This window comes from Aeromonas sp. R4-2 (genome assembly GCF_040908295.1).
GTDB lineage: Bacteria > Pseudomonadota > Gammaproteobacteria > Enterobacterales > Aeromonadaceae > Aeromonas > Aeromonas veronii.
This window is the reverse complement of the sequence record NZ_JBFODL010000007.1, coordinates 218,596-243,564: the sequence shown is the minus strand read 5'-3', so window position 1 is coordinate 243,564 and position 24,969 is coordinate 218,596. Positions and strand designations below refer to the sequence as shown.

The following is a 24,969-nucleotide window of genomic DNA, read 5'->3' as shown; positions in this document are numbered from 1 at the left end:
TGGCTTTTTACTTCCGGGCGGGGGCGCGGTCAGCCGCACCAATAGAAAACGGGCCACCCGAAGGTGACCCGTCTGTTGGCTGTCTGGTTATCTGGCTACTCAGTTGAACGCCAGGAAGGGCGAGACACAGAGCAGTAGGCCAGTGACGATGATGATGTAGAGGGAGGTGCCCTTGTACTTGTGCAGCGCCGGTACCTGATAGACCAGATAGGCCGGGATGAGACAGCCCACCATGCCGAAGATGGGGCTGCAGATGGAGGTGAAGCTCAGTACCGGTGCGTTGAGCACGATGGCACCCCAGGAGAGCATGACGGTAAAGACCATGATCCCTTTGCCTACCAATCCTTTATTGATGCGGTTTTCCGGCAGCACCCGGCGCAACAGGTTCATCGCCAGACCCTGACAGGCTTCACGAAAGCCCAGATAAACGCCGAAGTAGGCGGTCATCACCGCGAAGATGTTGAGGGTGAGGCTCAGGAGCTTGAGGGTCTGGCCGGGCATCCCCTGGGCCACCATGGCCAGTGCGGAGATGTTCTCTTCGGAGGCTTTAACCGCCTGATCGTGGCCCATGGCCAGAGTGAAGGAGACCGCGTAGAAGAACACCACCACGAACAGGATGCCGAAGGCGATATTCATGGCGCGCATCGCCTTGAAGCGGGCCACCTCCAGCGACTTTTCCCGCGAGCGGTAGGAGATCACCATGGGGCTCAGGCTTTGAATAAAGAGGATGGAGGTGAGGGTAAAGGGCAGCATGATGATGGCATCCTTCATCCAGTCACCGGCGGCGGGCATGGCGGTGATGTTGGCCGCATCCCACTTGTCCACCATCATCAGGCCGAGCACTGCCACCACGCTGATCTTGGTCAGCACCATAAAGGTGGAGATCTTGAACAGCAGGTTTTCGCCGCGCGAGGCCAGTGCCACCAGACCGCAGATCAACACCAGACCGTAGAGCGGGTTTTCGGAGAGCAGGCCGTCGGTGACGCCGAAGCTCTGCAGGAAGGAGGCGCTGTCATTGGTGATGGCGGTGGAGTAGACGAAGACCCAGATCACCAGCATCACGAAGTAGAGCGCGCCGAGCAGCACACCCCAGTTCTTGCCAAGGTAGCCGGTGATGACGCTGGGGTAATCCTTGCACTCCGGCGAGGTGGCCAGGGTGTTGATAAAGAGGCGCTGGAACATGTACATGGCGGGGTAGCCGATCACTGCCGAGAGCAGAAAGACCCACAAACCCATCAGACCCACCTGTACCGGCAGGAAGACGATCCCCGCGCCGATGGCCATGCCGATGCTCATGATGATCCAGCCCCAGTCGGTGCTGTCGAAGCGAACCGCTTCTTTCCATTCCAGCGTGCCCATCACGGGGCTGGCGAGTGTAGTGCTATGCGCGTCCATTAAAACCTTCTTTTTTGTAGGGATGTGGGAAAGCGGCGCAAATATAGTTGAATGAAACTGTCATAAACAATGCCCATAAGAGTACTTTTGTTCAAATCAGGATGGTGATCACGGTTTATATTGAGGCCGAAAGGTGCCTTTAAACGCCATTTTTGTATCTTTTTGTTGAATGGATAAAATAAAAAGCAAATAATGTTGAACGGAATGAGATTTGTGATTGCAAAAAAAATTGCACAAACAGGAGTGGCTATATGAAACGCATCATCACAGCAGCAGCGGCACCTGACGCTATCGGTCCCTACAGCCACGGCACTGCCTATGGCGACCTCATCTTTACCTCCGGTCAGTTGCCGGTCTGCAAGCAGCAGGGTGGTGTGGTGGAAGGGGGGATTGCCGCCCAGACCCGCCAGTCACTGGAAAACCTGAAATCCGTGCTGGAAGCCGCTGGCGGCTCGCTGGATACCGTGCTCAAAACCACCTGCTACCTCGCCGAGATCAGCGATTTTGCCGCGTTCAACGAGGTCTATAAAGCCTATTTCCAGAAAGATTGTCCGGCGCGCAGCTGCTTCGCAGTGAAGGATCTGCCGATGGGCGTCAAGGTTGAAGTGGAAGCGATCGCCCATATCGCTCGTTAATGCTGATAAAAAGGTTCAAGTGATGAAACAAGCGTGGCAGCAGTATCTGCAGATTATTCAACAGGTTGTCAAACCAGCGCTGGGTTGTACCGAGCCAATCGCCGCCGCCTATGCCGCGGCTGTCGCCGTCCGGCAACTGGGTTGTGAGCCCGGTCGCCTCGAGGTTGCGGTGTCGGACAATCTCTATAAAAACTCGATGGGTGTTTATGTGCCGGGCACCGGCAAGATCGGTCTGGCCATTGCGGCCGCGGCCGGTGCCATCGGTGGCAACGCCGATGCCGGGCTGGAGGTGCTGGCCGCGATCCCGCCAGCACAGGTGGAGCGTGCCCAGCAGCTGATCGATGCCGGCAAGGTGCAGGTGAGCCGCACCGTCGCCCCCGAGTTTATCTTCTGCCGCGTGACCGTTTATGGCACTGATGACAAGGGTGAAGAGCACAGCGCCGAAGTGACCCTCTGCGGCGGTCATACCCGCATCGTCGAGCAGCGCCGCGATGGCGAGGTGACCTTCACCGCCGATCAGAGCCAGGGCGGCGCCACCGGTTCCATCTGCGATGGCGTCGATATCAGCATCGCCGCCATCTACGAGTTCGCCACCCAGGTGGAGTTCGAGCAGATCAGGTTCATCCTCAAAGCCTCCGAGCTCAACGGCAAGCTCTCCGCCGAGGGGATGAACAACCCCTATGGTCTCGAGATCGGGCGCACCATGCAGCAGAACATCAATGCCGGTCTTATCGGCGAGGATGTGATGAACCGCATCGTGATGATGACGGCGGCCGCCTCCGATGCCCGCATGGGGGGCGCGACCCTGCCAGCCATGAGCAACTTTGGCAGCGGCAACCAGGGCATTGCCGCCACCATTCCGGTGATGGTGATTGCCGAGCGTTTTGCGGCCAGCGAAGAGCAGCTGGCTCGCGCCCTCATCATGAGCCATCTGGGCGCCATCTATATCAAGTCCCACTATCCGCCGCTGTCGGCCTTCTGTGGCAATACCGTGACCAGCGCGGCCGCCTCCATGGCCATGGTCTATCTGGCGGGCGGCAGCTTCGAGCAATCCTGCTTCGCCATCCAGAACGTACTGAGCGACAGTGCCGGTATGGTATGTGACGGGGCGAAAGCCTCCTGCGCTATGAAGGTGAGTACCTCCTCCGGCGCGGCGGTGCGCGGCTTCCTGATGGCCCTCAACAGCCACTCGGTGTCGGGGCAGGGGATCGTCGCAGGTGACGTGGATCAGACCATCCGCAACGTCGGTCAGATGGTGAAGGAGGGCATGTCTGCCACAGACAGCACCATTATTGATATCATGTCCGCCTGATGTCCCTGTCGGTTGCTGCCCGGCACCCATTGTCCGGCAGCAACCCTTGCAAGAAGGTCCCATTGTGAAGCTGCAAGAGTTGAGTCCGAGCGATTTTGAGATCCTCAAGTCGATGGAGAACATAGTGGACGGCATCGCCGCCATGTATGGTCAGCACACCGAAGTGCTGCTCCACAGTCTGGATGCGCGCAATCCCTCGATCGTCAAGATTGCCAACGGCCATATCACCGGCCGCAGTGTCGGCGCCCCCATCACCAACCTGGCGATGATGAAGCTCAAGAGCGGGCAGGATATCTCCAGCCCCTACATGACCAAGTGTGCCACCGGCAAGACGCTGCGCTCCATCACGACCGTGATCCGCAACGGGGAGCACAGGGCCATCGGGTTGCTCTGTATCAACAGCGACATGGATGCCCCGCTGCAATCCGTGCTACGCACCATGATGCCGGAGTGCATGCATCCCCACGAGAGCCATGCCACCCCGGAGGTGTTCGCCCGCAACATCGACGAAGCGCTCAACAGCACCATCGACACCGTCAGTGCCGAGGTGCGTGGCAACGAGGCGGTGCCTCCGTCCCAGAAGACTCGGGTTATCGTCAACCAGCTGCACGACATGGGGATCTTCGAGTTAAAAGACAGTGCCCAGATTGCGGCGCGCCAGCTCGGGATATCGGTCCACTCCATCTACCGCTATCTGCGGGAGATCAAGAAGGGCTGAGCCGATACACTCTGGCCAAATTGGCAGCAAACGGGTCAGCCTTGACCCGTTTTTTACGCCCGCTTTAGCCTCTCTGTTTGGGCCATCCTTCGGGCTCATCTGCTATCATCTTCCCCCTTTATTTTTCTATCTCTCTGAACGTACTGGAGAAATCATGTCTCGACTCATCTATCTGCTGCGCCATGGCCAGACCCGCTTCAATGCCTAGCAGCGTCTGCAGGGGCGTTGCAACTCCGATCTGACCGACAAGGGTGAGGCGCAAGCCATCGCCATGGGGCGGCGCCTTGCCGCCGAACTGGCGGATCCCGCCCGCTGGACCGTCTATGCCAGCCCGCTTGGCCGTGCCCGTCAGACTGCACTGCTGGTGTGTGAGCAGTTGGGGCTGTCAGCTGATCGCATCATCTGGGACGATCGGTTGATGGAGCTGGGGATGGGGGAGTGGGAGAGCTGCCAGATCCCGGTGCTGCGGCTCGCTCATCCCGAGCTCGATACCGGCAAGGGGGACTGGTATCTGCAGGCACCGGGGGCCGAGAGCTTCGAGAGCATTCAGCGCCGGGCACACCAGTGGTTGCAGGATCCTGCCATCGCCGAGCGGGCCATCGTTATCTCCCACGGTCTGCTCGGTGCCATGTTGCGCGGCGTCTATGCCGATCTCGACTATGAGGCGACCTGGTCACAGGAGTTGCCCCAAGATGCCTTCTATAAGCTGCAGGATGGCCACATCACCCGCATTGCCTGCTAGTTTCGTGGACGTTGCCGCCATCAGTGCATGGACGATGCAGGCTGCAACGCGCTACGGATTTTGCTTTGCGAAGATTAGACATCAACGAAATGATGAATAGACTCAAAAAGCGCATTATCAATAAGGGCATTGGCCCTTCTCCTGTGGTGATGTGTTTAAGGTCTGGTTTTGCGAACAGGTTGCAACTTGCATTGCACTATGGTGCACAGACCGCGCTTTTTAATGAGGTTAGCGGGTGATTGTATTGAAATGAGTGGTCGCGTGATGCTTGGTGTATCAATTGCATATTAAACGACCAGTGGCCTGAGTATGAGGACGACACCATGAAAGGGATCTCGGTTCGTAGCAAATTATTGATGCTGGTTGTGGTACCGCTGTTTTGTATGATTTTGCTGTGCACTCTCTCCCTTTGGGGGATGCGCCTGATGAATCAGGCTGCCCATCAGGTGAATGAAGAGGAGGTGCAGCAGTTATCCGAACTGAAGCTGATTTCAGACTTGTATGCGGTCAGTGTCGTTGATGCGCTCAATAAAGCGCATGTTGGCTTAATCACCCGTGAAGAGGCAAAACGTTCCGTTACTGAAGCGCAGTTAAAAGCAGCAACGGAATGGAAGCATTACAGGGCCCAGAAGATGTCTGCGGAAGAGCGGGCGATAGCGGAGTCTGCCCAAGTATTGATGAACAAAGCCGATATTACGCTGGATGGTATTAAGAGTGATCTTTCATTAAAAGCTCCTCTTGAAAAGGCAATTCATCAGTTATACAGCACGGTTGATCCTTTTAATGAGGAGCTGGGCAAGCTGGTTGAACTCCAGCTGAGATTTGCAGATGAGCATGTTGGTACCCTGGAAAGTCTGGCCGTTGATTTTTCATTTGCCTTCCTCTCCATCACCGGGATTGCCCTGTTCGCTTTATCCGTGCTGGGGATCTGGATTTTTCGCGGGATCAGCCAACCGCTCACCGCTTTGCGCAGAGCACTTTATAAATTGCAGCATGAGCAGGATTTGACCGTCACCGTCCCTGTTATTCGGGAAGATGAATTGGGGCAAGTCGCACGTGCGCTGAATGATATGGTTAACCATTTCCGCAGATTGATTGGCGAGATGGATGACGTGGCCGAACAGTTATCGACAGGCGCCGATGCACTGAACGAGCTGGGGCTAACCAGTGCAGAGCAAATGGCCCAGCAGCGTTTGGAGACAGATCAGAGCGCTGCGGCGATGAATGAGATGAGCGCAACGGTTAACGAAATCGCCCAGAATACAAATAGTGCTGCAATTGCCGCCCGTCAGGCCGAAAACAAGGCAGAAGAGGGGCAAGCGGTTGTCAAAGAGACCATTGGGAATATGGCTCTGCTCTCTGGTCAATTGCAAAATACATCCACTGTGCTGCAAAACCTGGCTATCGAAAGCAATAACATTACTCAGGTGATGGGGGTTATTCGCTCGATTGCCGAACAAACCAATTTACTGGCACTGAATGCAGCAATTGAAGCCGCCAGAGCTGGTGAGCAGGGGCGCGGTTTCGCGGTGGTGGCTGATGAAGTCCGGGTACTTGCTCAGCGCACCCAAAACTCTACCGGAGAAATCCAGAATACCGTCAACCGCCTGCAACAGAATGCAACTATGGCTGTTGATAGTATGAATATCGGATTATCTGAAGTGGAGAAGACGAACACCCTGATGCTGACCTGCGGCGTCTCTTTGGAAGAAATTGTGAGTGCGGTGGATGATCTGAATAATCTCAATGTGCAAGTCGCTGCTGCAGCCGAAGAGCAAAGCAAAGTCACCGAAGAGATGACGCGCAGCATGGTCAATATTGCCGATATCGCAGTACATACCTCGGACTCGGCAGCCCATGTATCGGCCAAGTGTCAGCGTCTTGATGAGATGGCCAAGTCAATGAGAACACAGATTAATCATTTTAAATGGCGCTCACATGCCGCTTGATATAATTCGATGACATTACCCCCAGGCCCCGAGAGTTCGGGGCCTTTTAGTATCATGTTGGTCGTACTGCACCTGCGTTGAAACATGTTATCGACTCCCATGTATATGAGGAGATTCATTGCAGGACTGATGAAGTGACGCTTTCCGAAAAATTGTGCATTTTTGACGGCAGCCGTCACCCTGAATGGCCATTTTTGCCGCAGTTCAACACATCAGAGCACCTTATCGCGGCAAGATGAGGTATCTTATGCCCCGATTTCATCCATTAAACGGATCCGAGACCCCATATGATCATCAAACCCAAGGTTCGCGGCTTTATCTGCACCACCACTCATCCGGTCGGTTGTGAAGCCAATGTTCGTCGCCAGATCGCTTATACCAAGGCCAAGGGCACCATCGAGAATGGTCCCAAGAAGGTGCTGGTGATCGGCGCTTCCACCGGTTATGGCTTGGCCTCCCGGATTGCGGCTGCCTTCGGTAGCGGCGCCGCCACCCTCGGCGTCTTCTTTGAAAAAGCGGGCACCGAGTCCAAGACCGGTACCGCTGGCTGGTACAACTCTGCCGCCTTCGACAAGGCAGCCAAAGAGGCGGGCCTCTACGCCAAGAGCGTCAACGGCGATGCCTTCTCCAACGAGTGCCGCGCCAAGGTGATTGAGCTTATCAAGCAGGATCTGGGTCAGATTGATCTGGTGGTCTACTCCCTGGCCTCTCCGGTACGCAAGATGCCGGAAACCGGCGAAGTGGTGCGCTCTGCCCTCAAACCGATCGGTGAGGTCTATACCACCACCGCCATCGATACCAACAAGGACCAGATCATCACCGCCACCGTCGAGCCGGCGAACGAGGAAGAGATCCAGAACACCATCACAGTGATGGGCGGTCAGGATTGGGAGCTGTGGATGGCAGCCCTGCGTGATGCAGGCGTGCTGGCTGACGGCGCCAAGTCCGTGGCTTACTCCTACATCGGTACCGATCTGACTTGGCCAATCTACTGGCACGGTACTCTGGGCCGCGCCAAGGAAGATCTGGACCGCGCCGCTGCCGCCATCCGTGGCGATCTGGCTGCCAAAGGCGGCACCGCTCACGTGGCCGTGCTCAAATCCGTGGTGACCCAGGCCTCTTCCGCCATTCCGGTGATGCCGCTCTATATCTCCATGGCCTTCAAGATCATGAAGGAGAAGGGCATTCACGAGGGCTGCATGGAGCAGGTGGATCGCATGATGCGCACCCGTCTCTACGCGTCCGACATGGCGCTGGACGAGCAGGCTCGCATCCGCATGGATGACTGGGAACTGCGCGAAGATGTGCAGCAGACCTGCCGCGACCTGTGGCCATCCATCACCAGCGAAAACCTCTCCGACCTGACTGACTACACCGGCTACAAGCAGGAGTTCCTGCGCCTGTTCGGTTTTGGTCTGGACGAGGTCGATTACGATGCGGATGTAAATCCGGACGTGAAATTTGACGTGGTCGAGCTCTGAGTCTGACTCAAGTGAAAACGGGGCCCCGCGGGGCCCTGTTTTTTTGGCAAACATTCCGCTAGTTTGCGGAATTTTATTATCAGCGATCACCTTTTTCCCATATCAAACCCGCTAGTCTTGCGCTGATCGGATCACAAACGGCATTGCCGAGGTACGGAAGCTATGACCACTCCAAACGAGGCGCCCAAGAAGCGCCAACTCCCCACTGTTTATACCCTGCTTTTTATCATCATCGCCCTGATGGCCGCCCTCACCTGGGTGCTGCCAGCGGGCAAATATGACTATGTCACCGCCAAGACCCAGCAGCCGGTGGCGGCAGCGGCCGTGGCCGATTACAGCGGCGACGAGCGGCTGTTGCCGGTGCCCGGCAGTTACACCGCACTCCCCGCCCACCCGCAAGGGGTATTCGAGGTTCTCAAGGCGCCCATCCAGGGTTTTCACAAGGCGGCCGACGTGGCGCTGTTCGTGCTCATCATCGGCGGTTTTCTGGCGGTGACCATGCAGAGCGGTGCGCTTGATGCCGGGGTAGGGGCCATTGTGCGTGGCTTTGCCGGGCGTGAGCGGCTGCTAATTCCTGTGTTGATCGCCCTGTTTGCCCTCGGCGGCTCCACCTTCGGCATGGCAGAGGAGACGGTGGCCTTCTGGGCGCTGATCGTGCCGGTCATGATGGCGGCGGGCTTCGATCGCATGGTTGCGGCGGGGATTATCCTGCTTGGCTCCGGGGTTGGGGTGCTCGCCTCCACCGTCAACCCGTTTGCCACCGGCATTGCCTCCGGTTTTGCCGGTATCCCCATCGGTGAGGGGATTGGCCTTAGGGTCATCCAGTGGCTGCTGCTGGTGATCTTCGCCTCCTGGTTCGTGATGCGCTACGCCAAGCAGGTGCAACAGGACAAATCCCGCTCAGTGCTGGCCGACATCACCTATGACGACGAGTTCTCCCAGATGAAGAACGGCAACCTCGCCTTCACCGGCAAGCAGAAGCTCACCATGCTGGTCTTCTTCGGCACCTTCCTGCTGATGATCTATGCGGTGGTGCCCTGGTCGGACTTGGGGATCGACGTGCTGCCCACCTTTGGTTGGTGGTTTGACGAGCTCTCTACCCTGTTCTTCAGTGCCTCCATCCTGATTGCGCTGATCAACCGGATGCCGGAATCTAACTATGTGGCCACCTTCCTGAGCGGCGCTCGGGATCTTATCGGGGTGGCGCTGGTGGTGGCGGTGGCGCGCGGCATCTATGTGGTGATGGAGCAGGGCGTCATCATCGACACCATTTTGCACTGGGCCGAAGGGCTGGTGACCGGACTCTCCTCGTCGGTCTTCATCCTGATGGCCTATCTGGTGCACATCATCCTGAGCTTCTTCATCCCCTCCACCTCGGGGCTGGCGACTGTATCCATGCCGCTGATGGGGCCGTTGGCGGACTTCTCCGGTATTTCGCGGGATCTGGTGATCACTGCCTATCAGTCCGCCTCCGGTTGGATCAACCTGTTTGCCCCCACCGCCGCCCATCTGGTGGCCGGTCTGGCGCTGGCCAAGATCCCCTACGATCGCTTCGTGCGCTGGGTGCTGCCCTTTATCATCGGGGTGGCTCTCATCACCATGGCGGTGCTGGTGGCCGGTGCCCTGCTGCACGGCTGATGGCACGGATAAAACCACAGATAACAAAAAGGCTCCCGCGGGAGCCTTTTTCATGAGCTTTGCTTACTGCTTGTAGCCCTTGAGGAAGCGGGCGAGGCGGCCGATGGCATCTTCCAGCTCCTCTTCGCGGGGCAGGAACACCAGCCGGAAGTGATCCGGCGCCGGCCAGTTGAAGCCGGTGCCCTGTACCAGCAGCAGCTTTTCCTGTTGCAGCAGGTCGAACACCATCTTCTGATCGTCGCGTATGTCATACACCTTGGGGTCGAGGCGCGGGAACATGTAGAGCGCCCCCTTGGGTTTGACGCAGGAGACCCCGGGGATCTCGTTCAAAAGCTCCCACGCCTTGTCCCGCTGCTTGCGCAGGCGGCCGCCCGGCAGGATCAGCTCGTTGATGCTCTGGTAGCCGCCAAGTGCAGTCTGGATGGCGTGCTGCATCGGCACGTTGGCGCACAGTCGCATGGAGGCCAGCATCTCCAGCCCTTCAATGTAACCGCGAGCACGGCCTTTGGGGCCGGTGATGACCATCCAGCCCTGACGGAAGCCGCAGGCGCGGTAGGCCTTGGAGAGGCCGTTGAAGGTCACCACCATCACATCGTCGCACAGGGTGCAGACGCTGGTGTGGGAGATATCGTCGTAGAGGATCTTGTCGTAGATCTCGTCGGCGAAAATGATGAGGTTGTGCTGGCGGGCGATCTCGATCACCTCCAGCAGGAACTCGCTGCCGTAAACGGCACCGGTCGGATTGTTGGGGTTGATCAGCACCAGGCCGCGGGTGCGCGGGGTGATGCGGGCGCGGATGTCGTCGAGATCCGGATACCAGTCAGCCTCTTCGTCGCAGCGATAGTGCACCGCATGGCCACCGGAGAGAGTGACGGCGGCGGTCCAGAGCGGGTAGTCGGGGGAGGGTACCAGCATCTCGTCGCCATTGTTGAGCAACGCCTGCATCGCCATCACGATCAGCTCGCTGGCGCCATTGCCGATATAGATGTCATCGATATCGACCTTGCGCATCCCTTTTTGCTGGTAGTACTGCATCACTGCCTTGCGGGCAGAGAAGAGCCCCTTGGAGTCGCAGTAGCCCTGGCTCAGCGGCATGTTGAGGATGACATCCTTGATGATCTCTTCCGGCGCATCAAAGCCGAACGGGGCCGGGTTGCCGATGTTGAGCTTGAGAATGCGGTGGCCTTCGTCTTCGAGACGGCGAGCCTCTTTATGCACCGGGCCGCGGATGTCATAGCAGACATCGTCGAGCTTGTGCGACTTGTCGATTGTGAACATGGTGAGTGTGATTCCTTCCCCACAGGGACGCGTTGGCGAAAAAGGCGATTTTTAGTATCAAATTTCTTTTCCCCTATTCTTCACAGAATTGAATGCTAGAACAATCCTCTTTTTAGAAGAATTCCCTGATTTTTAGCCCTAAAACAGGGTTGCTAGAACGTTAAATTCAGCACGATCTTTGGTGCTAACCAAGGTTAACTAGTGAAACATGGGGAACGAATTAACAAAGCTGCCTGACTGTGTTGCAATATCCGGATCCTGTGGCACGATTGGCTTGTGTAAAAAATCGTCTTCGTCCCCCTTTTCGATGAGTTGAATGGCACTCATGGTGTCATCTTTATGTGGTTCGCTCATCGGTGTTCACTTCTGCGAGGTTTTCCCATGCAAGCACCCGTTCCAGGTCGCTATCGCCACTTCAAGGGGGGTTACTATCAAGTGCTTGCCCTGGCTCTGCATACCGAAACCCAGGAGCAGCTGGTAATTTATCAATCCGAGCAGGATGGTCAGGTCTATGCCCGACCCGTCGCCATGTTTATGGAGTGGATTGAGCATCAGGGGCAGGTTGTCAGCCGTTTTGCCCCTGCAGGAGACTGACCACGCCTCCGTTTATATCGTTCAAGGGATGAGCACTCGAGCTAAACGGTGTCACAAGTTGTCGCATGACGCCCTTGGGTATGAGATGTGCAGCCAGCTGTCTTAATGATAAATCCCTTATCTAATCAACTAATTGTGACGAATGTCACATTGAGTGAGCCCCGCCTGCAGGGTTCGCAATCTGGACTCACACTCCCATAATGCTGCGCTTGTTCAAGCATGGGCCCTTCTCGGGTCTTGTTCGGTGTTATCTCAAATGGGAGAAATAATGTGAAACCTGTTGCTGCTGAGTTTATGGGCACTTTCTGGCTGGTATTGGGCGGGTGCGGCAGTGCCGTGCTGGCTGCAGCCTTCCCTCACGTCGGGATTGGTCTGCTGGGGGTCTCGCTGGCTTTCGGTCTGACCGTGCTGACCATGGCGTTTGCCATCGGTCATATCTCCGGTTGCCACCTCAATCCGGCCGTGACCGTCGGTCTGTGGGCGGGAGGTCGTTTTCCGGCATCCGGTGTACTGCCTTATATCGTGGCGCAAGTGTTGGGTGGCATTGCCGCTGCTGCCGTGCTTTACGTAATTGCCAGCGGTCAGGCCGGGTTTGATCTCTCTGCCGGTTTTGCTTCCAACGGCTACGGTGAGCACTCTCCGGGTGGTTACAGTCTGACTGCCGCACTGGTGTGTGAAGTGGTGATGACCGGTTTCTTCCTGTTCGTCATCATGGGCGCCACCGATAGCCGTGCGCCTGCCGGTTTCGCGCCGATCGCCATCGGTCTGTGCCTGACCCTGATCCACCTCGTCAGCATTCCGGTGACCAATACCTCGGTCAACCCGGCCCGCAGTACCGGTGTTGCGCTGTTTGTCGGTGACTGGGCTATCAGCCAGCTGTGGCTGTTCTGGGTTGCCCCGATTGTCGGTGCCATTCTGGGTGCGCTGGCTTATCGCCTGGTGGCGACTGAGCAGAAGTAATCATTTGCGAAACAAAGTGTGGTATCGACACGCCTGCGGGCGTGTTTTTTGTTTCTGGAGGGGGCGAGAAAAGAGCATTAACCGAGGCTAACCTCAGAGCCCTTTGGCCTGCAGCATCTCTTTGTAGCGCAGGTGGAGGAGCTGGACGCGCTCCACATAGGCACGGGTTTCCGCATAGGGCGGGATACCGCCATGTTTTTGTACGGCGCCCGCGCCGGCGTTGTAGGCCGCAGTCGCCAGCGCCACGTTGCCATCATACTGCTTGAGCAGTCCCGCCAGGTATTTCACCCCGCCGAAGATATTCTGCTCCGCCAGCAAGGCATTGCCGACCCCCAACTCCCGCGCTGTGGCGGGCATCAGCTGGGTCAGCCCCATCGCCCCCTTGCGGGAGACCGCCAGCGGATTGAAAGCGGATTCCGCATGGATCAGCGCCCGGATCAGCGCCGGCTCAACCTGATAGGTTTTGGCGGCCGCCTTGATAGTGCTGGCATAGTCATAGAGAAACAGCCCTGTGGTCTGCCAGTTGACGCTGGATTTGGGGTCGCAGGCGAAGCAGTCGTTGAACAGCAGCAGCTCGTAATGGCCCTCTTCGGGTGCCATATCGGAGTAGCGAACCACCCCGTTTTGTTGCACCGATTTATAGACCTGGATCTGCTTCTTGCCGTTGGTGGCGACTGCCGCTGTTTGAGCTGTGTCGGGTTGTGAGGCGGGAGTGGCATCTTTGCTCGGACGCAAGGGGGAGGGAGCTGCGGTCAGGAAGATCACCTCCGCGGGAGGGGGAGTCTGGCTCCATCCGCTCAGGGGGATCAACAACATATGGCCTGCCAGCATCCATGCTTTCAACCCTGATACTCCTTCTTGTGATGACCATGTTGAGTAAAGCATCATGACGAGGGCAGAACAAGCGGCCAACAGGGGGCAAATGATCCGATTCGGTGACCGGGATCAAAGTATCCGCCGCAATAAAGGATTGTCATCATAAAGCACGGTTTTGGCAGTCAGGCGGTGGGTCATGGCCTCTTCTACCCGGTAAGCAAGCTGCCCATGACGCCCGCTTTTTTGTTGACGAAAGGCATGCTATCGTGCTGGCGTCATGTGGTCGGATTAGCGCACCGTATCTGGCACTAATAACTGATTATCAAAGGATTTGTCTGTGACAAGCAAGCTGGCGATGGAACTCACTTTCGAAGAGTACTGCGACGCCGACCTCTCCCTTATCAGGGACTATTACGAGACGACGTTTTCCCACTATGTGCCGGATCTGGCCGAGCGGATCTTTGTCGTGCGTGATGCTCACTGGCTGGTGGGGGCGGTACGGTTGCGGGACGAGGAGGAGTTTTACCATCTGTGCGGCTTTCGCCTGTTGCCCCACTACCAGTCGCTGGGATTGGGGTCACGGCTGCTGCAGCACGCCTGTCACGGTCTGTTGGACAAACCTGTGGTCTGTCAGGCGCTGCCCTTCGAGAAGCCTTTCTATCTCAAAGCCGGGTTTGCCGATATGCCCCTCAATCAATTGAGCGGGTCGCTTTTCTCCCTTTACGAGCGGCAGCAGCAGCAGGGTTATCAGGTGGAGCTGCTGGTACGGGATACCCCCCAGCCCCTCCTGAATTGAGCGGTTTAGCGGGGTTTGGTCAGCAGGTGGATCTTGCCCGGTGACAGCTCCAGCCCCAGCAGATTCTCCTTCAGCCAAGCCTGATCCGGATCCTTGTCATTGAGTTTGTAGACCGGTTTGGTCTCGAGCCGCTTCTCCATGCTCTGCAGCAGCATGTTGAGCATCAGCCCGAACTTCTTCTCGGCCGCCTCCGGCTCCAGCTTGTACGCCACCAGCTTCATGTTATCGAGAAACAGCGCGCTCTGGCTCTTGTCATAGCGGGGTCTCGCCTCATAGGTCATCTGCAGGCGGGCGTCATATTCGGTATTGTCTGGCAGGGCGATTTTGAGCTTGCCCTTGCCATAGACCCGGGCGGTATCGGGGCGTTGGCGACCGATCTGGACATCGCTCTGCTCAAGCGTCACATGGGCCTTGATGATGCCCGGCAGCTCCAGCTGTTTGTCGACTTGCACCTGAGATTGCAGGTACTGGTTTATCTGTTGCTCATTGATGTCATATGAGCCTTGGCCTAGCATGGCCAGGCTGAGCAGCATAGATTGCAGGATCATGCGTGCGACCTGATAGAATGGATTTGCCTTACAGCATACCATCCCGGCCGGTTGGGGTCTGCCCACCGCGCTGTTTGTCGATTAGAAGGAGTCCCCGTTGTTTAACGGTCTGGAACACGATCTTCAACTGCTGTTTTCCCGTTTTCTGGGTTGGCTGCTACTGCTTTTTCATACCGTGATTGTCACCGGTGTGTCGTTTCGGGTGGTGATGAAACGCCGCCCCATCGGGGTGTCGCTGGCCTGGCTGGCGCTGATCTATGCCATTCCGTTTGCCGGGGTGGGCTTCTATGTGCTGTTTGGTGAAATAAAACTGGGGCGCCGTCGTGCCGAGCGCGCCCAGGCCATGTATCGCCCTTATGCCATCTGGATCCGTCAGCTGGCCCGTCTGTTCCCGCAGCACTGCTGCGAAGTGGGCGCCAAGGCGCAACCGCTGCACGATCTGATCCAGGGACGGCTCGCCATGCCGATGCTCTCCGGCAACCGCATGACCTTGCTCAACAGGCCGGACTGGATCTTGCGCGAGATTGCCCAGGATATCCGTCGCTCGACGCTCTCCTGCTATCTGGAGTTCTACATCTGGCATCCGGGCGGCGATGCCGACGAGGTGTGCGAGGCGCTGATTGAAGTGGCGCAACGCGGCGTGGATTGTCGCTTGCTGCTTGATTCGGTGGGCAGCAAGCAGTTCTTCCGCTCCCACTGGCCCAAAAAGCTGCGCAAGGCGGGGGTCAAGCTGGTGGAGGTGCTGCCGGTCGGCGCCTGGCGCATTCTGTTCCAGCGTCAGGATCTGCGGATGCACCGCAAGCTGGTGGTGATCGATGACAGGGTGGGCTACACCGGCTCCATGAACATGGTGGATCCCCGTTTCTTCAAACAGGATGCCGGGGTTGGCCAGTGGGTCGACATCATGATCCGGGTGCAGGGGCCCATGGTGCCGCTGATGTGGTCGATCTTCGTCTGGGACTGGGAGATGGAGACTGGCGAGCGGCTGCTCGACAGTCTGCAGCATGAGCCGGAGGCCTGGCCCCAGACCAACTACCGCGCCCAGCTGATCCCGTCCGGCCCATTCGTCGGCGGCGACTGCATCCAGCAGAGCCTGCTGCTGGCCATCTATCAGGCGCGCAGCCATCTGGTGCTGACGACCCCTTACTTTGTACCCGACGATCCGCTGGCGGCCGCACTCAGCTCGGCGGCGGCGCGCGGGGTGCAGGTGCAACTGGTGTTGCCGGCACGCAACGACTCCATCATGGCCAATTACGCCTGCAACGCCTTTATGGAGGAGCTGCTGGCGGCCGGGGTGGAGATCTACCGCTACGATGCCGGTCTGCTCCATACCAAGAGCGTGCTGGTGGATGATGACTTCGCGCTGGTGGGGACGGTCAATCTGGATCGGCGCAGCCTCTGGCTCAACTTCGAGGTGACCCTGTTGGTGGATAACCCCTCGTTCGTGGCCCAGATGACCCGGCTGGTACAGGGCTATATGGCAGAAGCCACCCCGATGACCCTGGCCCAATGGCAGGCCCGCCCCTGGTACAAGAAGGCGATGGAGAACATCTTCTATCTCTTTAGCCCCTTGCTGTGATGTTGTGGCGAGCCGCAAGAAAGTGGACTCGCCATCTGATTGGACTTGCCTAGCCCCGAGTCCGCCCCGTAGAGTGCAGTGACAACTCCCTGGAGACACATGGATATATGAAAAAGATAGTGGCCCTCGCCGTGGGTGCGGCACTGGTAGGTGGTGGTCTGGCTGCGTGCTGGTACACGGGCAACAGCTTCGACAACATCATGGCGGAGCAGATCGCCAAGGTGGAGAAAGAGAGCGGGCTCGACATGCAGTGGCTGCCGGGCAGCAGCAACCTCTTCACCCGTGACGGGATCCTGAAGGTCGTGGTGACGCCGGAGGAGCTGGCTGCCATCGACAGCGAGCTGGAGGGTAGTCAGCCCATCGAGCTGCAACTGGTGGTCAAGAGCCAGATCCTGCCGCTCTACATCAAGAGCCACTTCCTGCTCGATACCCATAATGGCACTCTGGCGCCGGTTTTCACCGCACTGGGCATGGAGCAGTGGGAACTCGGTCTGGAGTCGGTCACCAGTCTCTGGACCCAGGGTAACAGCAGCCGTTTCTGGGCCAATGAATTCAAGATCAAACAGGGGCTGGACGAGTTCAGCTTCCTGCCCCTGAGCGGCGAGTTCCACGGCAATCTGGAGGGGAATGGTCACCTCACCATGACCTGGCAGGGGATGACGGTTCATGAAGAGCAGAGCAAGATGGACTTGGTGCTGGCCGATCTGAAAGGGAGTGCCGACATTGCCGAGATCAGCGGTGTGCTCCTCTCGCCCCAGAGCGAGATGACCCTCTCGGCCCTCACGGTGCAACTGCCTGACAGCGTCAAGGTCGCCCTGCAGGGGATGACCACTGAGACTCAGCTGACCGGTGATGATGCCCAGACCCTCTCCAGCAGCTATCAGATGAAAATTGCCAAGCTGGATCTGGAGAACGAGACCGACACCCTGGCGGTGACCGACAGCAAGTTGGCGCTCAACCTCAACGGTCTGGATCTGGAAGGGTATCAGGGGCTGCAGGCCGCCGGTGGCAAGGGAGTTGAAGATGCCGCCATCCAGCAGGCGCTGGACAAGATGCTCAAACGTGGTGCGACCCTGGAGCTGGCCGATCTCAGCGCCAAGCTCAACGGTGAGGCGGTGGCCATGAAGGGGGACGTGAAGCTGGCCTCCACCTCGCTGGAGCAGCTGTTCAACAGCGACGCGGGGATGCAGGCCCTCTCCGGCGTGCTGCATGCCAGCCTCAGCGACAAGTTGGGCAAGGCGGTGCCGCAACTGGCCCCCATGCTCGATCAGCTGACCCTGATGGGTTATCTGAAGGCCGACAAGCAAGCGCTGACCTCCGAGCTGAAGCTGGAGAAGGGCGCGGTGACGGTAAACGATCTGCCGCTCTGATATTTGGCGCAAAAACAACAACGGCTCCCGCGGGAGCCGTTGTTGTTTCTGGCGTTTGTATACGAGCCATGTGGGCGGATTACTTGAAGACCACCGTCTTGTTGCCGTAGACGAACACCCGCTCGTTCAGTACCAGCTCCAGCGCGCGGCTCAGCACCGATTTCTCCACATCCCGACCCGCCTTGGCCATGTCGTCCGCACTGAAGGCGTGACCGACGTGGATCACGTCCTGTTCGACAATGGGGCCTTCATCCAGGTCGTCGGTCACGAAGTGGGCGGTGGCACCGATCAGCTTGACGCCGCGATCAAACGCCTGTCGGTAGGGGCGGGCACCGATGAAGGCGGGCAGGAAGGAGTGGTGGATGTTGAGGATCTTGCGCGGATAGGCCTCGACGAAGCTCGGGGTAAGCACCCGCATGTACTTGGCCAGGATCACATAGTCAGGCTCATAGCTGTCGATGATGGCGCGTACCTGCTCTTCATGTTCGGTCCGGCTCAGATCCTCGTGACTGACGGTGTGGAACGGGATATCGAACTTGCCGGTGAGCTCGGCCAGGGTATCGTAGTTGCCGATCACCGCAACGATATCCATATCCAGCGCGCCCGCGTAGTTCTTCATCAGAATATCGCCGAGGCAATGGGTCTCCTTGGTCACCAGGATGACGATGCGCTTCTTGCCCGCCTTGACCAGACGGCGCTGGGCGCCGGTGGGCAGGGCATCATCGAGGTCGGCCAGCAGAGTCTCGTCGTTGAAGCGCCCCTCCAGCTCGGTACGCATAAAGAAGCGGCCATTCTCGTGATCCACAAACTCATCGTTCTTGATGATGTTGAGCTGGTGCTTGTAGCAGATGTTGGTGATCTTGGCGATGAGCCCTTTGGCATCAGGGCAATCCGTGAGCAGTATTTTCTTTTCCATCTCTGTCATTTTCCGTTTGTGGTGTTGGCGCTGCTGTCTGCGCCGGCAGCGTTGTTCAGGCTCTCTTTTCGGGCCCTGTTTTTTGGTTTCGGGAACTATGCCATAAACCGATCCGCGCCATAAAGAAATTCGCCAGTCATAGCCTCTCGCGCTGGCGAGCAGGCCGCAGAGCGGGATTCCGGGCGCAATGTTGAAACGCTTTTCAGCCTGCGGGGGATTTTGGCTGGTATCTGCAACCGTTTTTCTTTAGGCTGTCTGCGCTTATTCTCAGGGCGGGGTGCAATTCCCCACCGGCGGTATCCCGATTGACTCGGGGAGCCCGCGAGCGCCCGACTTGGCTGATTGCCGGGTTGGGGTCAGCAGATCCGGTGAGATGCCGGAGCCGACGGTCATAGTCCGGATGAAAGAGGATAAGACAGACCTTGCCGTGTTGGCCCTTGTGGGCTGGCCGCTGCATGCCCGTCTCTGTCTGCCTTTCCATGCCCTGATTCTGGTCCTTGTCTTGTTTAGGAGTTTTACCATGAATCAGTCTCTACTCAGTGAATTCGGTGATCCCGTTGCCCGTGTCGAAGCGGCGCTGTCTGCCTTGCGTGCCGGAGGCGGCGTGCTGGTGGCCGACGATGAAGATCGGGAGAACGAGGGCGACCTCATTTTCGCCGCCGAATCCATGACCAATGAACAGATGGCGCTGATGATCCGCGAGTGCTCCGGCATCGTCTGCCTCTGCCTGCCCGACGAGCGGGTTCGCCAGCTCGAACTGCCGATGATGGTGGAGGCCAACTCCAGCCACTACCAGACCGCCTTTACCGTGACCATCGAAGCGGCGCAGGGGGTCACGACCGGTGTCTCGGCGGCTGATCGCATCACCACCATCCGTGCAGCCATCGCAGACGGCGCCAAACCGGGTGATCTGCACCGCCCGGGTCATGTTTTCCCGTTGCGTGCGCGAACCGGTGGGGTGCTTACCCGCCGGGGTCATACCGAAGCGACGGTCGATCTGATGCAACTGGCTGGTCTCAAACCGTTTGGTGTGTTGTGTGAATTGACCAAAGAAGATGGCTCGATGGCGCGTCTGCCAGACCTGGTTGCGTTCGGTCGCAAGCACCAGATGCCGGTGCTGACCATCGAGGATCTGGTGCAATATCGTCAATTGTTGTCAGAACGTACAGCCTGAGCCTCATACGAAATTGTAATAAGGCAAAAATTTGGTTAACCTTTGTCCGTGCCCCCACCACACGGCACTCATTTTTTAGACGAATCTGGACAAAAACTGTTCATTCAAAAAAAAATGAGGGTTTTAATGCATTTATCTGTGGTGGGGACTATGCAAAGTAGGATTTTTTTGTGCCATAATCACGCCGCTTGCTAAACGTCTGGCGAGTTCAAGGGAGCTTTAAAAATGAAAAAATTGTTGTTGGTAGGTGTTGTTGGTCTGTCCGCTCTGCTGGGCGGTTGTGCAAACACCAGCGAACTGGAAACTTCCGTTCAGAATCTGTCTAACAAAGTTGACCAACTGGCTCAAGATGTTAGCGCAGTTCGTGCTGATCAGTCCAAAATCGCTGCTGATGTTGCCGAAGCCAAGCAAGAAGCTATGCGTGCTAACCAGCGCATCGACAACATGGCTACTTCCTACAAGAAGTAATCCATGCGAAAAAAATGGCGCAGTTTTGCGCCATTTTTTTTTGCCTGAAATTCACCGTATCTCCACTATTCCCACAATACCTTCTTCGTACTTGACCCATGAGGTCATGCCGGTCTCCCGGCACTCCCCCATCATTACCAGCCAGTTCGATTCCGATCAGTAGAGCAGACTATAGAGTTTGCGACGGTAGCTCTGCGCCGCCGGTGTGCTGCCCATGGTCGCCAGAATATCGAGATAGGTCTTTCTGGCATCGCCGAATGCCAAATCCCGCTTGAGGATCTCCAGCAGCAGTCCCAACGCCTCTTCCTGACGGCCTGCCTGGTTGTATTGCACTGCCAGCTCCTGAGCCAGGGCAAAATCATCGGGCTGTTCTGCATGACGGGCTTCCAGCGCGCGCAGTTCCGGGCTGTCTGCCGCTTGCAGGGCCAGCGCCAGCCGTGAGCTCAGGGTATGGAAGTGACCATCCTGCGCCGCCATCGGGATGGTGCCGAGGCGCTCCTGCGCTTCATCCAGCAGGTTGAGGTCGAGCGCAGCTTGAATGAGCCACAGGCTGATGTCGTGGCGTTCAGGGGCCAGCTGGTGTGCCTTGGTCAGATGGGCATAGGCGATGCTGGGCTGCTCGTCAGCAAGCGCCTGTTGTCCCTTGGCCAGCAACTCTTCCTCTTCTTTGGGGGCGAAGGCGGAGAAATACTGGCGCAGGGTGGCTTCATCCTGCGGCCCTTCGATGATCCCCTGTTCGTCAGGGCGACCCTGATGGAACAGCACCAGCGCCGGCAGGGCGCGCAGGCCGAGCTGGCTGGCCAGCGGTTGCAGCTGGGGATCGTTCATATCCACCTTGGCCAGGGTGACCTGCTCATTGGCGGGCCCAACCAGTGATTCGATCAGCGGTGTCATCCCCTGGCACTCCGGCATCTGCGGAGCATGGAAATAGATGACGACCGGCTTCTTCATGGACGCATCGATAAGTTCTGCGTGAAAATTCTGGGGAGTAATGTCGACGATCATGAGTTGGACTCTTCAGAAAGGGTGTTAAGTAAGATGGGGTTAAGCGAGTGGCAATTCAAGCGCTCATCCAGCCGGTAAAAGGCCACGGGGGTTGCCGCCGCCGCGAGGCTGAGCCAGCCGCTGGCAAAGGGCCAATCCTGTACCTGATAAGGGGTGTCATCGAGCCGGTTGTCGAGTCGCCACCCTTCCTCCGGGAGAAACCGCACCTTCTCCAGTCCCGCCGCTATGCCGCCACCGTGGGCTTTCAGTACCGCCTCCTTGCGTGACCAGAGCCGGTAGAAGGCACTCTCCTGCTCTTGGGCAGGCAGTGCGCAGAGCCACTCATATTCACTCTGTGCATAAAACCGGCGGGCCAGGGGGAGGGGATGATGCCGCCGTTTGCCCAGTTCGATATCCACTCCAAGCGGCCCATGCGGGCAGAGCGCCAACACCAGCCAGCTGCCACTGTGGCTCAGATTGAACTGCCACGCATCATCATGCAGTCGGGGCTTACCGTGGGGGCCGTTGCAAAATTGCAGAGTGGCTGCAGGTTGTTGCAGCCGCTCGGCCAATAGCTGGCGCAGCAGGGCGCGGCTCACCAGATATTCCTGACGCCGTTCAGGATGGGTCATGGTTTGCCAGATATGCTGCTCATCGGTTGACAGCCATTCAGGCAATTGAGCAAGCAGCTCTTGGCATACCCTGGCCGGTTTTAACAAAAAAAGATCGGTTTCGATCATGATTTTTCACTTTGAAAAGGTGCTGAAGCAGGGATAAAAGCCAGTTATCTATGAGGCCCAAGGCTCTTTTTGCGATTGTATATTGTTTGGGCATGATCACATTAATTATGAAAAATCGTGCATTTCCTTGCAAAAATGTGAGCTTGATAGGGATTTTCACTTGCCTCGATAGAATTCTTGGATATAGTCGGGTGCTGTTGCCTTATAAATTGCCCTTTGGGGCCGTATTTTAACAAGATTTACTATTTAGCGGGGATAAAGGATTGCGCCACCTGATGCTACTGCTGGTCGCGCTCGGAATGGTGGGTTGTGCCTCGGCACCCCAACCCGAGGTCGCGAGCAAGATCGAAGTTTCCATGGTTGAACCTGTCATCGAACCGGAAGCTTCCCAGACACCCGATGTGAATGAAATCCTGACTGTATATAAAGAGTGGCGTGGTGTTCCGTACCGTATGGGTGGCAGCAGCCAGCGCGGTATCGACTGTTCCGCCTTTGCCCGTGAAGTGTTCCGCAATGCCGTCGGTATCGAATTACCCCGCGATACCCGCTCCCAAGTCCATGAAGGGACGCGCGTTTCCAAGCAGGATCTGGTCGAGGGTGATCTGGTCTTCTTCAAAATCAATCGTCGTCTCAACCACGTTGGCATCTATGTCGGCAATGGCGAATTCATCCATGCCTCGACCCGAGCCGGTGTGACGCGCTCCAAGTTGGATAGCCAATATTGGCGCAACAAGTTCTGGCAAGCTCGCCGGATCGATATCTGAGTCAGGCTGGACAAACGGCTCGCAGTACGGACTGTTTTTCCAACCTCACTTGAACCGGGCTCGATAGCCCGGTTTTTTATTGCCCTCGTTTAGACTTTCCCGAGTCAAATCACTATAGTGTGGGCCCGTTTTCTTCGGCAGGCTCAGCATGAAACCCCGCATCCCATCAGCCGGTGGCCCCAAGTCGGGCGACCGCAAATCCGGACTTCACTCCCGTAATCGCCATCAGGCGGGTTACGACTTTGAGGCGCTCTGCCTGCGAACTCCCGAGTTGGCTGCCCACGTATTTATCAATGACTACGGCACCCGCACCATCGATTTTGCCAATCCCGATGCAGTGAAGACCCTCAATCGTGCCCTGCTGGCCCATCACTACGGGATTGCCCACTGGGACTTGCCTGCCGGTTACCTCTGCCCACCTATCCCGGGACGGGTGGACTACCTGCACTGGGCAGCCGACCTGTTGGCCGAGAGCGCAGGCCAGCTCCCTACCGGCAAGGGGGTGAGGGTGCTGGATATCGGGGTGGGGGCAAACTGCATCTATCCGTTGCTGGGGGCCCGCGAATATGGCTGGCGTTTTGTGGGATCGGATATCGATCCGGTCTCGGTCAAGGCGGCCACCCTGCTGGCCAAAAGCAACGGACTCGGCAACCAGATTGAGTGTCGTCTGCAGGGTAACCCCAACCATGTGTTTCGCGGCATCATAGGGCCAAAGGAGCGCTTCGCTCTGACGCTGTGCAATCCGCCGTTCCATGCATCGCTGGAAGAGGCGAGCAAGGGGACGGAGCGCAAGCTGCGCAATCTGGGCAAGGAGGTGACAGGCGCTCCTGTGCTCAACTTCGGCGGCCAGAAGGCCGAGCTCTGGTGCGAAGGGGGCGAGGCGGCCTTTCTGGCCAACATGATTGCCCAGAGCAAGGAGTTTGCCACTCAGTGTCTCTGGTTCAGCTCGCTGGTGTCGAAAAAAGAGAACCTGCCGGGGGCGAAAAAGGCGTTGAGCCGGGTGGGTGCGCGTAAGGTACGGGTGATCGACATGGCGCAGGGCAACAAGGTTAGCCGGATCCTCGCCTGGTCCTTTCTGGATGAGGAGGGATTGCGTAACGGTTGGTCGGGCGTGCGCTGAATCCCCACCACAAGGCCCGATGAGGGCCTTTTTTCATGATGAGCACCGCGAATTTCCTCTGCTGGCGGTATCTTTGGCAATCGATTTCCTCATTGGCAGATCGTGCTGGTTTACATGGTGTAAGTAGTTACTTCCGCCTTGGTACAGGTGTACGCCGAGATTTTTTTGCACTTACAGCTGAAACTTTAATAAAATAGGACTGGTTAGACCTCTTTACAGGCATTGAATCAAATAGGGATCGGTAGATGAAAGTTGTCGATTTTCTGAAGCGCAAGCGCGAAATTCTGGCGCAGCACCCCTTTGAGCTCAAGGATTGGCTCTCTCCGGCGATCCGCGACTACTGGCGTGAGTTTCAGCAAAAGGCACATCTTCATCCTTTGCTGGGGCGTGTGCTGGACTTGCAAGCCGAGTCCCAGAGCGAGCAGCAACAGGATGCAGCAACCGTGGCACAAGTAGCCAACGGTCAGCCTGCCGTGGCTCAGGAACCCGCAGTTGAGCTGGGGGCCGAGGCGGCCGAGCTCTATGCCGCCCTGCAGGCTCGCATTGGTGAAGAGACTCATGTCGGCGAGTGGCTGCACGTCAGCCAGCAGATGATCGATCAGTTTGCTGCCGTGACCGGGGATCATCAGTGGATCCACACCGATCCGGAGCGCGCGGCCGCCGAGTCGCCTTTCAAGACCACCATCGCCCACGGCTTCCTGACCCTGGCGCTGCTGCCGCAGTTGACCGGCTCGGTCGATGAGGCCACCCCCGAGTTCCCGACCGCCCGCATGGTGGTGAACTTCGGGCTGGATCAGGTACGTTTCCCGTACCCCATCAAGGTGGACAGCAACATCCGCGCCCGCACCAAGCTGGCCCGGGTCACCCCCATCAAGGGTGGGCTGGAGTTGCTCAAAGAGATCAAGGTTGAGATCGAAGGGATCCGCCGCCCGGGTTGCGTCATCGAGTCGGTGACCCGCATCTACTTCTGAGCTCTCTCATCGGCATGAATG

24 protein-coding genes and 1 riboswitch are annotated in these 24,969 nt (G+C 57.6%); of the genes, 17 read left to right on the top strand and 7 right to left on the bottom strand.

Annotated elements, in window-relative coordinates:
* Positions 1-99: 99 nt before the first annotated feature.
* On the bottom strand, positions 100-1,395 hold the full coding sequence (locus tag AB5Y99_RS04010) for an amino acid permease (RefSeq protein WP_021229327.1): 1,296 nt from the start codon (positions 1,393-1,395) through the stop codon (positions 100-102).
* A 251-nt stretch (positions 1,396-1,646) separates the two neighbouring features.
* Between AB5Y99_RS04010 and AB5Y99_RS04005 the strand changes: the two genes are divergently transcribed.
* From AB5Y99_RS04005 to AB5Y99_RS03975, 7 genes are all read left to right on the top strand, one after another.
* A complete protein-coding gene (locus tag AB5Y99_RS04005) occupies positions 1,647-2,030 on the top strand; it encodes a Rid family detoxifying hydrolase (protein WP_005344164.1) in 384 nt (127 codons plus the stop codon).
* 22 nt (positions 2,031-2,052) lie between these two features.
* Entirely contained in the window at positions 2,053-3,342 is a 1,290-nt protein-coding gene (locus AB5Y99_RS04000) for a serine dehydratase subunit alpha family protein (RefSeq protein ID WP_368208754.1), read from the top strand.
* Positions 3,343-3,406: 64 nt separating this feature from the next.
* Positions 3,407-4,060: a transcriptional regulator gene (locus AB5Y99_RS03995; RefSeq protein WP_005334376.1), complete on the top strand. Its 654-nt coding sequence runs from the start codon at positions 3,407-3,409 to the stop codon at positions 4,058-4,060.
* A gap of 214 nt (positions 4,061-4,274) precedes the next feature.
* The gene (locus AB5Y99_RS03990) at positions 4,275-4,802 is read left to right on the top strand and encodes a histidine phosphatase family protein (RefSeq protein WP_368208875.1); all 528 of its coding nucleotides are present in this window, start codon (positions 4,275-4,277) and stop codon (positions 4,800-4,802) included.
* Between the two features lie 323 nt (positions 4,803-5,125).
* A complete protein-coding gene (locus AB5Y99_RS03985; protein ID WP_139493909.1) occupies positions 5,126-6,751 on the top strand; it encodes a methyl-accepting chemotaxis protein in 1,626 nt (541 codons plus the stop codon).
* 287 nt (positions 6,752-7,038) lie between these two features.
* The gene (fabV, locus tag AB5Y99_RS03980; protein ID WP_304520705.1) at positions 7,039-8,232 is read left to right on the top strand and encodes an enoyl-ACP reductase FabV; all 1,194 of its coding nucleotides are present in this window, start codon (positions 7,039-7,041) and stop codon (positions 8,230-8,232) included.
* 162 nt (positions 8,233-8,394) lie between these two features.
* Entirely contained in the window at positions 8,395-9,870 is a 1,476-nt protein-coding gene (locus tag AB5Y99_RS03975) for a YfcC family protein (RefSeq protein ID WP_368208752.1), read from the top strand.
* A gap of 63 nt (positions 9,871-9,933) precedes the next feature.
* Here the strand turns inward: AB5Y99_RS03975 and AB5Y99_RS03970 are convergent, their stop codons facing one another.
* Positions 9,934-11,148 carry a pyridoxal phosphate-dependent aminotransferase gene (locus AB5Y99_RS03970; RefSeq protein ID WP_368208750.1) on the bottom strand — a complete coding sequence of 405 codons (1,215 nt, stop codon included), beginning with the start codon at positions 11,146-11,148 and terminating at the stop codon, positions 9,934-9,936.
* Between the two features lie 381 nt (positions 11,149-11,529).
* Here AB5Y99_RS03970 and AB5Y99_RS03965 point away from each other — a divergent pair, with 381 nt between their 5' ends.
* Positions 11,530-11,742, top strand: a complete 213-nt coding sequence (locus tag AB5Y99_RS03965) for a DUF1653 domain-containing protein (protein ID WP_005334366.1) — start codon at positions 11,530-11,532, stop codon at positions 11,740-11,742.
* 270 nt (positions 11,743-12,012) lie between these two features.
* Positions 12,013-12,702, top strand: a complete 690-nt coding sequence (gene aqpZ, locus AB5Y99_RS03960) for an aquaporin Z (RefSeq protein ID WP_005361747.1) — start codon at positions 12,013-12,015, stop codon at positions 12,700-12,702.
* 93 nt (positions 12,703-12,795) lie between these two features.
* Here the strand turns inward: aqpZ and AB5Y99_RS03955 are convergent, their stop codons facing one another.
* Entirely contained in the window at positions 12,796-13,533 is a 738-nt protein-coding gene (locus tag AB5Y99_RS03955; RefSeq protein WP_162518287.1) for a lytic transglycosylase domain-containing protein, read from the bottom strand.
* Positions 13,534-13,873: 340 nt separating this feature from the next.
* Here AB5Y99_RS03955 and AB5Y99_RS03950 point away from each other — a divergent pair, with 340 nt between their 5' ends.
* Complete coding sequence (locus AB5Y99_RS03950) at positions 13,874-14,314, top strand: GNAT family N-acetyltransferase (RefSeq protein ID WP_167573042.1); 441 nt, start codon at positions 13,874-13,876, stop codon at positions 14,312-14,314.
* A gap of 5 nt (positions 14,315-14,319) precedes the next feature.
* Here AB5Y99_RS03950 and AB5Y99_RS03945 read toward each other — a convergent pair whose 3' ends face one another.
* Positions 14,320-14,862 carry a DUF1439 domain-containing protein gene (locus tag AB5Y99_RS03945; RefSeq protein ID WP_167572999.1) on the bottom strand — a complete coding sequence of 181 codons (543 nt, stop codon included), beginning with the start codon at positions 14,860-14,862 and terminating at the stop codon, positions 14,320-14,322.
* Positions 14,863-14,959: 97 nt separating this feature from the next.
* Between AB5Y99_RS03945 and cls the strand changes: the two genes are divergently transcribed.
* Complete coding sequence (gene cls, locus AB5Y99_RS03940; protein ID WP_005334350.1) at positions 14,960-16,441, top strand: cardiolipin synthase; 1,482 nt, start codon at positions 14,960-14,962, stop codon at positions 16,439-16,441.
* Between the two features lie 107 nt (positions 16,442-16,548).
* Positions 16,549-17,811: a DUF945 family protein gene (locus tag AB5Y99_RS03935; RefSeq protein WP_236280901.1), complete on the top strand. Its 1,263-nt coding sequence runs from the start codon at positions 16,549-16,551 to the stop codon at positions 17,809-17,811.
* Positions 17,812-17,890: 79 nt separating this feature from the next.
* Here the strand turns inward: AB5Y99_RS03935 and purU are convergent, their stop codons facing one another.
* The gene (gene purU / locus AB5Y99_RS03930; protein ID WP_005361738.1) at positions 17,891-18,727 is read right to left on the bottom strand and encodes a formyltetrahydrofolate deformylase; all 837 of its coding nucleotides are present in this window, start codon (positions 18,725-18,727) and stop codon (positions 17,891-17,893) included.
* Between the two features lie 259 nt (positions 18,728-18,986).
* Positions 18,987-19,143, top strand: a riboswitch (FMN riboswitch).
* Positions 19,144-19,247: 104 nt separating this feature from the next.
* On the opposite strand from purU, the gene ribB reads away from it, so the two are divergent.
* Positions 19,248-19,901: a 3,4-dihydroxy-2-butanone-4-phosphate synthase gene (gene ribB / locus AB5Y99_RS03925; protein WP_005334344.1), complete on the top strand. Its 654-nt coding sequence runs from the start codon at positions 19,248-19,250 to the stop codon at positions 19,899-19,901.
* 225 nt (positions 19,902-20,126) lie between these two features.
* Complete coding sequence (locus AB5Y99_RS03920; RefSeq protein WP_005334342.1) at positions 20,127-20,369, top strand: Lpp/OprI family alanine-zipper lipoprotein; 243 nt, start codon at positions 20,127-20,129, stop codon at positions 20,367-20,369.
* Positions 20,370-20,525: 156 nt separating this feature from the next.
* On the opposite strand, the gene AB5Y99_RS03915 is transcribed toward AB5Y99_RS03920, so the two are convergent.
* Positions 20,526-21,374, bottom strand: coding sequence for a tetratricopeptide repeat protein (locus AB5Y99_RS03915; protein WP_124928933.1), 849 nt, complete (start codon positions 21,372-21,374; stop codon positions 20,526-20,528).
* Positions 21,371-22,093: a 4'-phosphopantetheinyl transferase superfamily protein gene (locus AB5Y99_RS03910; RefSeq protein WP_368208747.1), complete on the bottom strand. Its 723-nt coding sequence runs from the start codon at positions 22,091-22,093 to the stop codon at positions 21,371-21,373. Before AB5Y99_RS03910 ends, AB5Y99_RS03915 begins: the two co-directional genes overlap by 4 nt.
* Before the next feature lie 275 nt (positions 22,094-22,368).
* On the opposite strand from AB5Y99_RS03910, the gene AB5Y99_RS03905 reads away from it, so the two are divergent.
* The 3 genes from AB5Y99_RS03905 to AB5Y99_RS03895 all read left to right on the top strand — a co-directional run bounded on the left by AB5Y99_RS03905 (position 22,369) and on the right by AB5Y99_RS03895 (position 24,948).
* Entirely contained in the window at positions 22,369-22,857 is a 489-nt protein-coding gene (locus AB5Y99_RS03905) for a C40 family peptidase (protein ID WP_005334331.1), read from the top strand.
* 148 nt (positions 22,858-23,005) lie between these two features.
* The gene (rlmF, locus tag AB5Y99_RS03900) at positions 23,006-23,977 is read left to right on the top strand and encodes a 23S rRNA (adenine(1618)-N(6))-methyltransferase RlmF (protein WP_107685117.1); all 972 of its coding nucleotides are present in this window, start codon (positions 23,006-23,008) and stop codon (positions 23,975-23,977) included.
* Positions 23,978-24,222: 245 nt separating this feature from the next.
* Positions 24,223-24,948, top strand: a complete 726-nt coding sequence (locus AB5Y99_RS03895) for a MaoC family dehydratase (protein ID WP_019445964.1) — start codon at positions 24,223-24,225, stop codon at positions 24,946-24,948.
* Positions 24,949-24,969 lie beyond the last annotated feature (21 nt).

Coding starts and splice junctions, on each gene's coding strand:
- AB5Y99_RS03915 (WP_124928933.1), bottom strand. CDS start 21,374: ATGATCGTCGACATTACTCCCCAGAATTTTCACGCAGAACTTATCGAT.
- AB5Y99_RS03945 (WP_167572999.1), bottom strand. CDS start 14,862: ATGATCCTGCAATCTATGCTGCTCAGCCTGGCCATGCTAGGCCAAGGC.
- AB5Y99_RS03935 (WP_236280901.1), top strand. CDS start 16,549: ATGAAAAAGATAGTGGCCCTCGCCGTGGGTGCGGCACTGGTAGGTGGT.
- AB5Y99_RS03910 (WP_368208747.1), bottom strand. CDS start 22,093: ATGATCGAAACCGATCTTTTTTTGTTAAAACCGGCCAGGGTATGCCAA.
- AB5Y99_RS03975 (WP_368208752.1), top strand. CDS start 8,395: ATGACCACTCCAAACGAGGCGCCCAAGAAGCGCCAACTCCCCACTGTT.
- AB5Y99_RS03895 (WP_019445964.1), top strand. CDS start 24,223: ATGAAAGTTGTCGATTTTCTGAAGCGCAAGCGCGAAATTCTGGCGCAG.
- rlmF (WP_107685117.1), top strand. CDS start 23,006: ATGAAACCCCGCATCCCATCAGCCGGTGGCCCCAAGTCGGGCGACCGC.
- AB5Y99_RS04000 (WP_368208754.1), top strand. CDS start 2,053: ATGAAACAAGCGTGGCAGCAGTATCTGCAGATTATTCAACAGGTTGTC.
- AB5Y99_RS03905 (WP_005334331.1), top strand. CDS start 22,369: ATGCTACTGCTGGTCGCGCTCGGAATGGTGGGTTGTGCCTCGGCACCC.
- ribB (WP_005334344.1), top strand. CDS start 19,248: ATGAATCAGTCTCTACTCAGTGAATTCGGTGATCCCGTTGCCCGTGTC.
- AB5Y99_RS03985 (WP_139493909.1), top strand. CDS start 5,126: ATGAAAGGGATCTCGGTTCGTAGCAAATTATTGATGCTGGTTGTGGTA.
- fabV (WP_304520705.1), top strand. CDS start 7,039: ATGATCATCAAACCCAAGGTTCGCGGCTTTATCTGCACCACCACTCAT.
- AB5Y99_RS03965 (WP_005334366.1), top strand. CDS start 11,530: ATGCAAGCACCCGTTCCAGGTCGCTATCGCCACTTCAAGGGGGGTTAC.
- AB5Y99_RS04010 (WP_021229327.1), bottom strand. CDS start 1,395: ATGGACGCGCATAGCACTACACTCGCCAGCCCCGTGATGGGCACGCTG.
- purU (WP_005361738.1), bottom strand. CDS start 18,727: ATGGAAAAGAAAATACTGCTCACGGATTGCCCTGATGCCAAAGGGCTC.
- AB5Y99_RS03950 (WP_167573042.1), top strand. CDS start 13,874: ATGGAACTCACTTTCGAAGAGTACTGCGACGCCGACCTCTCCCTTATC.
- AB5Y99_RS03920 (WP_005334342.1), top strand. CDS start 20,127: ATGAAAAAATTGTTGTTGGTAGGTGTTGTTGGTCTGTCCGCTCTGCTG.
- AB5Y99_RS03970 (WP_368208750.1), bottom strand. CDS start 11,148: ATGTTCACAATCGACAAGTCGCACAAGCTCGACGATGTCTGCTATGAC.
- AB5Y99_RS03955 (WP_162518287.1), bottom strand. CDS start 13,533: ATGCTGGCAGGCCATATGTTGTTGATCCCCCTGAGCGGATGGAGCCAG.
- AB5Y99_RS04005 (WP_005344164.1), top strand. CDS start 1,647: ATGAAACGCATCATCACAGCAGCAGCGGCACCTGACGCTATCGGTCCC.